Below are 13,040 nucleotides of genomic sequence, written 5' to 3' on the forward strand. Positions count from 1 at the left end.
CAGCGACCGGCTCGGTCGCTGACGATACGGCAGCAAAATTCAGGCCAGGCCTCGAAGGACGCCCAGCCCGAGAGAGAGGCTCGTCTCCTCGCCCTGCTCGATCGCTGCTTCGCAGAGACGAGCCACCGCCGCTGTGTCTTCTGGATCAAAGACGCGATGCAGCCTGACGGGCATCTCTTGAAAGGCGCGTCCATCCTTGAAACCATGTCCCGTGATCAGGCAGACGATGCGCGATCCCGGGGCAAGGTGCCCCCCGCCCAGAAGCTGCGGAAGGGCGGCGACCGAGCTTGCGCCCGTCGGCTCGGCATAGACCCCCTCCAGCCTCGCCAGCCGAAACATGGCCTCACGCAGCTGCGCATCGCTGACCGCCAGCACCAGTCCCCCGCTTTCCTTCACGAGGCGCAGCGTATAGCTGCCGTCGCGCTCATAGCCGATCAGCGGATCGCTGATACCGGAGGCGATGGTCTCGGGCGTGCTCCACGCCGTGACGTGCTCTGCACCCGCCGCGAAAGCGCGAGCAATTGGTGCGCATCCTTCCGCCTGCACGGCAACGAGGTGCGTCGCGGCACCCGCTTCCTTGAGGCCCTGCCAAACACCTTTGACGAGGGGGCCGCTGCCTGTCGGAATCAAGACATGGCTCGGCGGGACGCCGTCGAGCTGGGCAAAGAGTTCGCGTCCGACAGCAGTGAGCCCAGCGACGGCATAAGGATTGATGAAGGTCGTGGTCAGGTTGACGAAGCCATGCCGCTCCGCCAGCGCGCGGGCAAGGTCATAGGAGCGGCTGTAATTCCCTTCAACGAGGAGCAGAACCGCGCCATGCGCCGCAATCTGCGTCACCTTGTTTGGCGGCGTATGCGCCGGGACGACCACGATCGCCGGCATGCCGGCTCGGGCGGCGTAGACCGCCGTCGCCGCTCCGGCATTTCCCGATGACGCGCAGACGACGCCGCGCACGCCCGTGGCGATGGCACGGCCGAGCGCGGCTGCGATCAACCGATCCTTGAAGGAGCCGCTTGGGTTACGGGTCTCGTCCTTCAGCCAGAGTTCGCCCTTGAAACCCGGCAGTGCTCTTTCCAGTCGCTCGGCGCGAATGAGCGGCGTCTGCCCCTCGCCGAAGGAAAAAGCTGGAACGCCGTCATTCCCGACCTGCTCCAGAATGCCGCCGCAGGCCTGGCATTCATATGCCCATCGCGGTGCGAGCTCAGCCATGCAATCGACACAGCGGAGCTTCATGGCGGTTCCTCCTCCAGGATATAGTCCAGACAACCGAAGCGAGAATGAAGAGCCAAGCCGAAACTGTCATCGCAGATTCCGCAATGGCGACACCTCAAAAAGGCGATTGCAACAAGTGAGCTCGTGCCCGGAACAAACCGGCGCGTTGCGCCATCCAGAAGCGGAAGTTGAATCCGTGCCAGGAAGCGGACGTTGGGCGCTGGCAACGGCAATGTCGGTTGGCGCCTCGATACCATCATTGCCGCGCTGATTAGCATCGTGCCGACCCGTGACCCAGACGACGCCTGCTGGGCCGTTTGCGTAATGTGATGAGGCTCTGAGCGCTCTCTTCGATCGGCCGTCAAGCGCGGAAGATGCTCTCGACGGATGGTACACACTTCACGGCCCTCCCCAAACAGCGCTAAGTCAGGCTCCCTCGCGCCTGGGCGCGCGTAGCTGACGTGGCATGGCGTGAACCTCAAATTCCTCGAAACCTTCGTCTGGGTCGCACGGCTGCGGAACTTCTCGGTCGCCGCCGAGAAGCTCTGCACCACGCAAGCTGCGGTCTCCAACCGCATCGCGACGCTGGAGCGGGAGCTCGGCGTGCGTCTGTTCGAGCGCGACCTGCGCAATGTCGGGCTGACGCCGCATGGCCAGCGAGCCTTGCCGCAGGCGGAGGCGATCATGCGCATGGTCGCAGAACTCGAACGCTCGATCGCCGATGCTGGCCAGGTCCGCGGGACGGTGCTGATCGGCACGGTCGATTCCGTCGTCTATGCTTGGCTGCCGCGCCTGATCGAGCGGGTCAAGGAGACCTATCCGAACGTCGCGATCGACCTCAACGTCGACACCAGCCTGAATCTCTCTCGCCAGATCCAGGAAGGGCAGATCGATCTCGGCCTGATCATGGGGCCGGTGGTCGCGCCGCATATCCGCAACATCGAGCTGTGCGTCTTTGACTGTCTCTGGATCGGCTCGCCCAAACTGCCGCTGAAGCCCGGCCGGCTCGCCATCGGCGACCTCACCGCCTATCCGATCTTCGCCTATTCGAAGGGCTCGCAGCCACACCATTCGGTGCTGCGTGCGATCGAGCTTTCTGGGATCGACACCGAAACGGTGCGGGTGTTCAATTCGAACTCGCTTGCCACCATCACCCGGCTGGTCAGGGACGGCGTCGGCGTCGCGGTGCTGCCGCAGGCGGTGGTGCAGGAGTTCCTCGATACCGGCGAGCTGCATGTGCTCGATGTCGAGGCAAGGCTGCCGCCACTGCATTTCCATGCCGTCTTCAACGACAATCCGGGAAACACGCTGCCGGCCCTGATCGCCGATATGGCGGCGGAAATCGCGGCGTCCTGAGCCGACTGCCGACTCTATGACGATCTGCCTCGACAACAGGCACGCCCTGGTCACGGTGCTGTCATAAGTAATTCTTGTCGGGGCGAACAAGAATTTCGCGTTTGCGGGCCCATCGGGGGTTTGCTCTCCTGCCGCACCGACAGCGGGGAGAATGCCGATGAAGGTCTCACTCATCCAGATGAACTCGCAGGACGACAAGTCCGCGAACCTGAAGACGGCCCGGGCCATGGTCGAGAAGGTCGTCGCGGAAGACCAGCCCGATCTCATCGTCCTGCCCGAATACTACGCCTTTCTCGATGGCAACGTGGCGGCGATGCGCGCGAGCGCCGAGACCTTCCCGAACGGCGAGAGCTATCGCCTGATGTCAGGCCTAGCCGAGAAGCATGGCGTGACCATCCATGCGGGCAGCGTCGCTGAACGCGACGGCGACGACTATTTCAACGCGACGATCGTCTTCGGGCCCGACGGCAAGCAGATTGCGCATTACCGCAAGATCCATCTGTTCGACGTCGATGCGCCCGGCGGCGTCAGCTATCGCGAGTCCAACATGGTTTCGCGCGGGCGGGAGGTCGTGACCTACAGGGTTGGCGAGACGACCGTGGGCTGCGCCATCTGCTACGACATCCGCTTCCCCGAACTCTTCCGCAAGCTGCGCGACGCCGGCGCGGACGTCATCGTCCTGCCCGCGGCCTTCACACTGATGACGGGCAAGGACCACTGGGAATTGCTGGCACGGGCACGGGCCTGCGAAACGCAGACCTGGTTTCTCGCCACCGGCCAGACCGGCACGCACGCCCAGGGCAAGAACGCCTGCTACGGCCATTCGATGGTGATCAATCCCTGGGGCCTTGTCACCGCGCAGGCCTCTGACGGCGTCGGCACGACCACCGGCCGGCTCGATTTCGACTACACGGCGAAGGTCCGTGCGGCGGTGCCGGTCGCCAACCATCACGTCATCGCCTGAGCGGAAAGAGCCATCCATGTTCACCGTCAATCCCATGCCGGCGCAGATCTCCGGCGATCTTATCTCCCTGCTTCAGCAATGCGAGGTCGCGACCATCGGCCATGTGCTGCATTCGGGCTTCGTCGATCGCGAGATCAGGGCGGTGCTGCCGACCAAGCGCATCGCCGGCACGGCCGTCACGATCCGAATTCCCCACGCGGATTCGACGGCGCTGCACTATCTGACGAAGCTGGTGCGCCCCGGCGACATTGTGGTGATCGACCGCTGCGGCGACACCAAGCATGCCTGTTGGGGCGGCGTCGTTACCCATGCGATGAAGAACGCCGGCGTCGCCGCGGGCGTGATCGACGGCCCGGCCACGGACTTCTCCGAGATCGTCAAGACCGACATGCCGATGTGGTGCCGCGGCCCCTCGCCGATCACCACCAAGATCCTCGGCACGGAAGGGGCGATCAACGTGCCCGTCAGTGTCGGAGGCCAGACGATCGAACCCGGTGACGCGGTGCTCTGCGACGAAAGCGGCGTGGTGGTGCTGAAGACCGCAACCGCCGACGCTTACGCCCGCAAGGCGATCGAGATGCAGCAAAACGAACTCGTGCTCCTGGAGAGCCTGCGCAAGGGCGAGAAGCTGCCCGATATTTCCGGCGCGACCGCTCTGGTCGAGGGCAAGCTCGCCAAGTCCTGAGGCGTCTGAGACACGGAATCAATCGATCAGGCCTGACGACGGGTGGAGCACCGCCCGCGCAACAACAGAGGGGATCGGACATGCAGACATCGACGAAGCTCACCATGGCCATCGCGCTGGCAGCCGGCTTCTATGCGCAGGGCACGCTCGCGCAGCAACAGACCGTCACGGTCATGGCCTATTCTGGCCTGTTCCAGGAGCGTTACACCAAGGCCGTGATCGAGCCCTTCATGAAGGCCAATCCCGGCATCAAGGTCGACTATTTCCCGCTGCCGAACTCGGCCCAGATGCTCGGTAATTTGCGCGCCCAGAAAGCGGCGCCGCAGGCCGACGTTGTGATCATGGACGTCTCGGTCTCCAAGGCTGCGACCGACGAGAAGCTGCTGATCAAGATCGACGACAAGGTCTCGAAGAACGTCTCCGATCTCTATCCGAACGCCCGCATCGCCGATGTCGACGGCGTCGCCGTGACCTTCGACAATCTCGTCATGCTCTATAATTCGGACGTCGTGAAGGAGACGCCCAAGAGCTGGATGGACCTCGCCAAGCCCGATCTCAAGGGCAAGGTCGCGATCCCCGGCATGCCCGATATCCAGGGTCTGTCGCTCGTCCTGATCATGGACAAGGCGCGCGGCGGCACCGACTATCTCAAGAGCGTCGACCAAGGCATCGCAGCGCTCGGGGAGATCGCCCCCAACGTCCAGACCTGGGAGCCCAAGCCGGAAGTCTATCCCGTGATCATCTCCGGTCAGGCCGCCGCCGGCGCCGGCTGGAACGCCCGCGCGCAGGTCAATGCCGACGCATCCGGCGGCAAGCTCAAGGTGATCCTCCCGCAGGAAGGCAGCGTCTTCCAGATCAACACGATCAACTATGTCGCCGGCGGCCCCGGCAAGGATGCCGGCGCCAAGTTCATCGACTACGCGTTGTCGCCGGAGGCCCAGAAGTCCTTCACCGAAAGCATGTTCTACGCGCCGACCAACGCCAAGGCCCAGATCTCGGACGCCGCGATCGCGCGCACCGCGGTCAAGTCCATGGACAAGGTTATCCCGATCGACTGGATCGCTCTCGCCAAGGTTCGCGAGCCGATCATGGAGCAGTGGCGCCGCAAGGTGATCCCGCTGAGCCGCTGAGCCGAGAAGGATAGACCGTCATGACCGACACCAGCACGGCACCGGGCCAGGGCTTTCTCTCCATCCGGGGGCTGACCAAGCGCTATGCCGGCTTCACGGCGGTCGACAATCTGGACCTTGAGGTCCCCAAGGGCGAGCTCGTTGCCTTCCTCGGCCCCTCGGGTTGCGGCAAGACGACCTCACTCAGGATGATCGCCGGCCTCGTGCCGGCGACATCGGGACGCATCGTCGTCGGCGGGCAGGACCTCACCGAGGTTGCGACGCACCGCCGCGACATGGGCCTGGTCTTCCAGAGCTATGCGCTGTTTCCGCATATGAGCGTGGCGAAGAACGTCGCCTTCGGCCTTGAGATGCGCAAGGTGCCGAAGGACGAGATCGCGAAACGCGTGAAGGAAGCGATCGCCTTGGTGCATTTGACCGGCAAGGAAGAGCACCGGCCGGCCCAGCTCTCGGGCGGTCAGCAGCAGCGCGTGGCGCTCGCGCGTGCACTCGTCATCCGGCCATCGATCCTGCTCTTCGACGAGCCGCTCTCCAATCTCGACGCGAAGCTGCGCGACGAGATGCGAAACGAGATCCGCGACATCCAGCGGCGGCTCGGAATCACCGCGATCTTCGTGACGCATGACCAGAGCGAGGCGTTGACGATGTGCGACAAAGTCGTGGTCATGAACCAGGGCCGGCTCGAACAGCTCGGCACGCCGGTCGATCTCTACGAGCGCCCGAAGACTGCCTTCGTGGCGAGCTTCGTCGGCCGTACCAACCGCCTGAAGGCCGTAGCGACGGACGGCTTCGCCGATTTCGGCGGCCAACGCATCGCGGCGCCCGTCGACCTGTCGGGCCCAGTCGAGGTGATGGTCCGGCCGCATCGCATCGCCCTGGCACCGGCCGGCGGCGGAGGCGTCGCGGGCACCATCATGCGGGCGATCTTCGCGGGCGATATCCTGCAATACGACATCGACGTCGCCGGGCAGACCGTCTCGGTCGAACTCGCGACGCGCGGCGGCGAGGCCGTGCTCGCGCCGGGGACGCCAGTCGCCCTGTCGTGGCGGCCGCAGGATGTCTTCGTCTACGGGGCGGCGGCGTGAGCGCGGCGATCACCATGCCAGCCGCCGTGGCCAAGCCGCGCCGGAACGGGCTTGTGCTGGTCATCGCGCTGATCGCGCCGATCGCGCTGGTCAACGCCTTCGGTTTCCTCGCGCCGGTGCTCAATCTCGCACGCATGTCGTTCTACGAGGTCGAGCCTACCGGTACGATGCGCGAGGCCTTCTCGCTCGCGACCTGGGCCAAGGTCATCGCCGACACCTTCTACGCCGAGCTGATCGTCAACAGCATCACAGTCAGCCTCGGCATCACTCTGCTGACGCTGATCTGCTCCTATCCGATCGCGCTCTATCTGCACCGCTCCAGCGGCACCTGGAGGACGATCCTGCTCGTGCTGGTGATCTCGCCGCTGCTGACCTCGGCGGTGGTGAGGACCTATGGCTGGATCGCGATCCTCTCCGAGAACGGGCTGGTCAACAATCTGGTCAGTGGCCTCGGTCTCGAGCGCCTGCGATTGATGTTCAACAAGACCGGCGTGGTCATCGGTCTCACGGAAATCCTGATGCCCTATATGATCCTGGCGCTTCTCGCCGGCTTCGGGCGGCTTGACCCGCGTGTCGAGGAGGCCGCATCGACCCTAGGCGCGCCGCCCTTCACGATCTTCCGCCGGATCATCCTACCGCTGACGCTGCCCGGCATCGCGCTCGGCTGCCTGCTCTGCTTCGTACTCGCGGTCTCCTCCTTCATCACGCCGAAACTGCTCGGCGGCGGGCGCGTCTTTCTGCTGGCGACCGAGATCTACGACCAGGCGATCGTGACGCTGAACTGGCCGCTGGCCGCCTCGCTGTCGATCCTGGTGCTCGTCATCTTCGGGGCCGCGCTCGTGCTCTACACCCGCGCGCTCCGCGCGATCCTGTGAGGGAGGCTGGTCATGGATGAACGTCCCGTCTCCCCGGCACTGAAGCTGCTGGCGTTCCTGATGTTCGCCTTCCTGTTGGCGCCGCTGATCGTCGTTGTGCCGATCTCCTTCTCCGGCGACAGCTATATGATGTTCCCGCCTTCGAGCTGGAGCGTTAAGTGGTATCCGGCGATCTTCCTGGACGGGAAGATGACTGCCGCCTTCTGGACCAGCCTGCTTCTCGCCTGCGTGGTCACAGTGCTCTGTCTCGTCATCGCATTGCCTGCGGCCTTCGCGCTAGTGCGGTTGAGGCCGCGCGGGGCAGAGGCGCTCTCCAGCCTCTTCACCGCGCCGCTCTTGCTGCCGACGATCGTGCTCGGTCTCGCCATTCTGATCGTCTTCGCCCGCTACGGGCTGCTCGCGACCTTCCCCGGCCTCGTCGCAGCCCATCTCGTGGTGACGCTGCCCTATGCGCTGCGCGTGCTCGCCACGGCGCTGTCGACGCTGCCGATCGCTGTCGAGGAAGCCGCTTCGACGCTCGGCGCCTCGCCTTTCACGGTCTTCCGCCGGATCACCCTGCCGATGATGAAGTCGGGACTGATCGGCACGACGGCGCTGTGCTTCCTCGTCTCGTTTGACGAGGTCGTGCTCTCCTTGTTCATGACCGGCCCGCGCATCCAGACGCTGCCGGTCGCGATGTATCACCATGTCGAGCAGCAGGCGGACCCGCTGGTGGCGGCGCTCTCCGTGCTCCTCGTCGTGCTCACCCTTCTCGTCGTGCTCGTGGTCGACCGGACCTCGGGCCTGGCCAAGACCTTCGTCAAATGAGCCGGCCGAACACGCACTAGCTCGAACCGAACACCGCCTTTCGACCACCCGACCCGCTCGCCGGCCGCGAGCGGGAACACTGGAGCCTTGCCTGATGGATCAGGATATTCGCATCGCCGTCGATATCGGCGGCACCTTCACCGATATCGAGATTCTCGATGCGACCTCCGGCGCGATGCACCAGATCAAGACGCCGAGTACGCCGGCCGATCCCTCGATCGGCCTGCTGACCGGTATCAGGCAGGCCTCCGAGCGCTTCGGCTTTCCGATGGAGGCGGTGCAGTATCTGCTGCACGGCACGACCATCGCGACAAACGCCGTGCTCGAACGCAAGCTACCGCTCGGCGCTGTCGTCACGACGGCCGGCTTCGAGGACGTGATGCAGATTGGGCGCCATGGCCGCACCGATGTCTATGCGATCACGCTCGCTCAGCCCGAGCCGCTGGTGGCGCGGCGCTTCTGCTTTGGCGTGAGCGAGCGCGTCAATGCCGCGGGCGAGATCACCGTGCCGCTCGACGAGGCTGGCGTACGCCGCGTCGCCACCGAACTCGCCAAGGCCGGCGTAAAATCGGTCGCAGTCTGCTTGCTGCATGCCTATGCCAACCCCGCCCATGAGCGGCGCGTTGGCGCGATCCTCGCCGAGCTGCTGCCAGGCGTCGCGATCACGCTCGCCTCCGACATCTCCCCCGAGATCCGCGAATATGAGCGGATGTCGACGACCGCGCTGAACGCCATGCTGGTGCCGATCGTGCAACGCTATACCGACCGGCTCGCCGGCCGCATGAAGGAGGAGCTGCCGGAAGCGCAGGTCTATCTCGTGCAGTCGAATGGCGGCGTCTCCGGCCTCGCCAAGGCCGGCCGCGAACCGGCGCGACTGTTGTTGTCCGGCCCCAGCGGCGGCGCCGCCGCGGCCAAGCGGCTTTCGGCCGAGCTCGACGAGCCCAATCTCGTCGCGGTCGACATGGGGGGCACCTCCTTCGACGTCTCGGTCGTGCATGACGGCGCGATCTCGATGGTCAACGAGGGCGAGGTCGACGGTCTGCCCGTGCGCTTGCCGATGATCGAGATGCGGACGATCGGCGCCGGCGGCGGCTCGATCGCCTGGGTCGACGAGAGTGGGCGGCTTCGCATCGGTCCGCATTCGGCAGGCGCCGATCCAGGCCCCGCCTGCTACGGCAAAGGCGGAATGAAGCTCACTGTCACCGACGCCAATCTGCTGCTCGGCCGCCTCGACGGGGCGAGCTTCATGGGCGGTGCAATGCCGCTCGACCGGCAGGCCGCGCAGAAGGCTGCACAGGAGATCGCGAGCCGCCTCAACCTCTCGGTCGACCAGGTCGCGGCCGGCGTCATCGACGTCGCAAATTCGGCACTGGCGACAGCGACGCGTCTTTCGCTCTTCGAGAAGGGCATGGACCCCGAGGACTTCGCGCTGCTTTCCTTCGGCGGCGCCGGCGGCGTCCATGCCTGCGAGGTCGCGGAGGAACTGGGCATCCGTCGCGTGATCTTCCCGGCCCATGCCTCGACGCTCTCAGCCTGGGGCATCCTCTGGTCCGACATCGCCCATGATCTCAGCGCCACGCAGATCGGTCTCTTCGCCGATCTCGCACCCGGCCTGGGCGAGAAGGCCAAGCGCCTCGTCGCGGAAGCGCGGCAATTGCTGACCGAGGACGGCGTCATGGAAGCCGCGCAGAGCTTCGAATGGGCGGTGGACCTGCGCTATTCCGGCCAGGCCTTCGATCTGCGCGTCGCGCTCGACGATGCCGATTTCGCACCTGCGGGCGTCGCCAAGGCGACCGCAGGCTTCCATGCCCTGCATCGCCAGCGTTTCTCCTATGATGAGCCGGAGGTGCCGGTCGAGATCGTAGCGCTCCGGCTGAAGGCCGTCGGCCGCCTCGCCAAGCCGGTGCCCGCGCAAGGCATCGAGACGAAGGTCGACGACACCGCGCCCACCCGACGGGTCCATGGCCGCCATGGTGCAGTCGCGACGCCGGTGCGCGAGCGCGACGCAATTGGCCGCACCGCGCCGGTCGCTGGTCCCGCCATCGTCGAGGAGCCCTACACCTCGATCTATCTCCCCGCCGGCTGGACGATCCTGACCCATACGTCGGGCGCCCTGATCGCCGACCGCGCCGACAGCCATTGAGGTCCCAGATCATGACGAAACCCATGTCCAACCCTCAGCCGGGCATCGACCCGATCCGCCTCGAGGTCATCCGCAATGCGCTGGTCGCGGCATCCGAGGAGATGAGCATCACGATCTGGCGCACCAGCCGCTCGACCGTGGTGCGCGAGATTCTCGATTTCTCGACCGCCGTCTTCGACGCGGAAGGCAACAACATCGCCCAGTCGGCGCGCATCCCCGTCCATCTCAACTCGATGTCGGACTGCCTGCGCACGATCCTCGACCGCTTCATCCCGCTCGACCAATGGCAGGATGGCGACGTGATCGTCACCAACGATCCCTATTCCGGGGGCCAGCACCTGCCGGATATCCAGACCTTCCGGCCCGTCTTCGTCGATGGAAGGCGCGTCGGCATCGTCGGCACCCTCTGCCACCATGTCGATGTCGGCGGCGCCGCCGCCGGCAGCTACTACGCCGCCGCGACCGAGGTGTTCCAAGAGGGCATCCGAATCCCGCCGCTTCGGCTCGTCGAAAAGGGCGTGCTCAACACTGGCGTCTTCGAGATGCTGCTGCACAATGTCCGCCAGCCCGACGAGACGCGCGGCGACCTCAACGCGCAGATCGCGGCGCTCGGCATCGGCGAGCGCGCCGTCGCCCGCATGGCCCGCAAATACGGCGCGGATTCGCTGGCTGCCGCAATGGCGGCGATCCTCGACGGCTCCGAGGCGATGATGCGCGCCGGGCTGAAGGCGCTGCCCGATGGCGAGGCCTGCTTCGTCGAGCTGGTCGACGATGACGGCCAATCCGACGAGCCGATCCGACTCGCCGTGAAAATCGTCAAGACCGGTGACAGCATCGCGCTCGATTTCGCCGGCTCCAGCCCCCAGGTCAGCGGCCCGGTCAACAACACTCGCGCCATGACCTGCTCCGCCGTCTATTACGCTCTGCTCGCCGCGCTGGGCGGCGACATTCCCGCGAATTCCGGCTGCTACCGGCCCGTCACCGTGACATTGCCCGAGGGAAGCGTCGTCGATGCCGTGTTCCCGGCCCCCGTCGCGGGGCGCATGGTGATCAATCACCGCATCGCGATCGCCGTCTTTGGGGCGCTGGCCGAGATCGCGCCCCAGCGCATTCCAGCGGCCTACTACGCGATCTCCTATGTCTATGCGCTGCAGACGGTCGGCCGGAAGGGCAAAGGGCAGGTCTATTTCGACATCGAGGTCGGCGGCTGGGGTGGCCATGCCGGCGGCGACGGTGCAAGCGCGCTCTCCTGCGGGCTGCACAACAACACCAATGCGCCGATCGAGATGGTCGAGGCGAAGTACCCGGTCACCTTCACGAAATACGGGCTGATCCCGGATTCGGGCGGCGCCGGGCAATTCCGCGGCGGGCTCGGGCTCGTCAGGGAATGGCGGCTGGAATCCGATGCCGGCAAGCTCGGCGCCCATTTCGAGCGCTTCCGCTTCCCGCCGCATGGCGTCCATGGCGGCCAGCCTGGCTCGCTCAGCAGCATGACGATCACACGGCCCGATGGATCGCGGACCCCGTTGCGCTCGAAGATCTCCGGCATTCCGCTGAAGCGCGGCGACGTCGTCACGATCGAGACCTCGGGCGGCGGCGGATTCGGCGATCCGCTGAAGCGCGATCCGCAGCGCATCGCCAAGGACCTCGCCGACGGCATGATCAGCCCCGAAAAAGCCGTCTCGCTCTACGGCTACTCCGAACAGATGGGAGCCGTCGCATGAGCGATGATCAGCCAATGGACGCCGTCCATCTCAGCCTCTCCGACGTCGAAGCGCTGACCCGGCGGGTGTTGACCGCCTGCGGCGTCGATGCGCGCAATGAACCCGCGATCACCGCTTCGGTGGTCGCGGCCGAGGCGGAGGGCATCCACAGCCATGGCCTCGCCCGGCTGCCGACCTATTGCGAACATGCCAAGGTCGGCAAGATCGACGGCAAGGCTCGTCCAGTCCTGGATAGCCCCCGGCCCGGCCTGGTCCGCGTCGACGCGAAGGGGGGGTTCGCCCATCCGGCCATCGATTTCGGCCTGCCCGCCCTGTGCGAGGCGGCAAAGGCGCAGGGCATCGCCGCGCTCGCGGTGACCAATTCCTATAATTGCGGCGTCGTCGGCTACCATGTCGAGCGATTGGGACGCGAAGGATTGCTCGCTCTCGCCTTCGTCAATGCGCCGGCCTCGATTGCGCCGATGGGCGGGACGAAACCGGTCTTCGGCACGAACCCGATCGCGCTTGCGGTGCCGCGCGCCGGGGCGGACCCGCTGGTCCTCGACCAGTCGTCCAGCGTCGTCGCCAAGAGCGAGATCGTCGTACATCAGCAGCGCGGCGAGCCGATTCCGCCCGGCTGGGCGCTCGACCGTGACGGCAATCCCACGACCGATCCGCAGGCGGCGCTGGCGGGTGGCACGATGGTGCCGGCCGGCGGTTACAAGGGCGCGGGGCTCGCGCTCATCGTCGAAATATTCGCAGCCTGGCTGACCGGCGCCAATCTTTCGATCGACGCCTCCTCCTTCGCCGACAATCTCGGTGGTTCGCCGCGCACTGGCCAGTTCTTTGTCGCGATCGATACCGGCGCGATCGCTGGTCCCGGCTCAGGCGAGCGGCTCGAACGCCTGTTCCGCGCCATCACCGAACAGGAGGGCGCGCGCCTGCCGGGCGGGCGGCGCAGCCGAGCCCGGCTCCGCACCGCCTCCGAGGGGATCACTATCCCCAAGGCCTTGCACGAGAAGCTGCTGCGCTACGCGGCCTGATCGATGGACGCTGTCACAACCTCATTCCACACCGCGC

Annotated in this window: 11 protein-coding genes; 10 read left to right on the top strand and 1 reads right to left on the bottom strand. The window is 65.8% G+C overall.

All coding sequences use genetic code 11. From position 1 onward, the window contains the following. Window positions 1-39: 39 nt before the first annotated feature. Entirely contained in the window at window positions 40-1,209 is a 1,170-nt protein-coding gene (locus GGC47_RS23945) for a pyridoxal-phosphate dependent enzyme (RefSeq protein ID WP_429069249.1), read from the bottom strand. A gap of 474 nt (window positions 1,210-1,683) precedes the next feature. Here GGC47_RS23945 and GGC47_RS23950 point away from each other — a divergent pair, with 474 nt between their 5' ends. The 10 genes from GGC47_RS23950 to GGC47_RS23995 all read left to right on the top strand — a co-directional run bounded on the left by GGC47_RS23950 (window position 1,684) and on the right by GGC47_RS23995 (window position 13,003). Continuing rightward, a complete protein-coding gene (locus GGC47_RS23950; protein ID WP_429069251.1) occupies window positions 1,684-2,568 on the top strand; it encodes a LysR family transcriptional regulator in 885 nt (294 codons plus the stop codon). A gap of 157 nt (window positions 2,569-2,725) precedes the next feature. Then, window positions 2,726-3,532 carry a carbon-nitrogen hydrolase family protein gene (locus tag GGC47_RS23955; protein WP_429069254.1) on the top strand — a complete coding sequence of 269 codons (807 nt, stop codon included), beginning with the start codon at window positions 2,726-2,728 and terminating at the stop codon, window positions 3,530-3,532. Window positions 3,533-3,548: 16 nt separating this feature from the next. Beyond that, window positions 3,549-4,217, top strand: coding sequence for an RraA family protein (locus tag GGC47_RS23960; protein WP_429069257.1), 669 nt, complete (start codon window positions 3,549-3,551; stop codon window positions 4,215-4,217). Window positions 4,218-4,321: 104 nt separating this feature from the next. Then, a complete protein-coding gene (locus tag GGC47_RS23965; protein WP_429069492.1) occupies window positions 4,322-5,347 on the top strand; it encodes an ABC transporter substrate-binding protein in 1,026 nt (341 codons plus the stop codon). A 20-nt stretch (window positions 5,348-5,367) separates the two neighbouring features. After that, entirely contained in the window at window positions 5,368-6,432 is a 1,065-nt protein-coding gene (locus GGC47_RS23970; RefSeq protein WP_429069260.1) for an ABC transporter ATP-binding protein, read from the top strand. Window positions 6,433-6,446: 14 nt separating this feature from the next. Then, window positions 6,447-7,307 carry an ABC transporter permease gene (locus GGC47_RS23975; RefSeq protein WP_429069494.1) on the top strand — a complete coding sequence of 287 codons (861 nt, stop codon included), beginning with the start codon at window positions 6,447-6,449 and terminating at the stop codon, window positions 7,305-7,307. A 12-nt stretch (window positions 7,308-7,319) separates the two neighbouring features. Further along, window positions 7,320-8,114 (top strand): ABC transporter permease, encoded by a 795-nt coding sequence (locus GGC47_RS23980; protein ID WP_112764417.1) that lies wholly within the window; start codon window positions 7,320-7,322, stop codon window positions 8,112-8,114. A 94-nt stretch (window positions 8,115-8,208) separates the two neighbouring features. After that, entirely contained in the window at window positions 8,209-10,257 is a 2,049-nt protein-coding gene (locus GGC47_RS23985; protein ID WP_429069262.1) for a hydantoinase/oxoprolinase family protein, read from the top strand. Between the two features lie 23 nt (window positions 10,258-10,280). Further along, window positions 10,281-11,981 carry a hydantoinase B/oxoprolinase family protein gene (locus GGC47_RS23990; protein ID WP_429069264.1) on the top strand — a complete coding sequence of 567 codons (1,701 nt, stop codon included), beginning with the start codon at window positions 10,281-10,283 and terminating at the stop codon, window positions 11,979-11,981. Then, complete coding sequence (locus GGC47_RS23995) at window positions 11,978-13,003, top strand: Ldh family oxidoreductase (RefSeq protein WP_429069267.1); 1,026 nt, start codon at window positions 11,978-11,980, stop codon at window positions 13,001-13,003. The genes GGC47_RS23990 and GGC47_RS23995 overlap by 4 nt, the downstream gene beginning before the upstream one ends. The last annotated feature ends 37 nt before the right edge of the window (window positions 13,004-13,040 follow it).

The organism is Allobosea sp. OAE752, assembly GCF_050433265.1.
GTDB classification, from domain to species: domain Bacteria; phylum Pseudomonadota; class Alphaproteobacteria; order Rhizobiales; family Beijerinckiaceae; genus Allobosea; species Allobosea spartocytisi.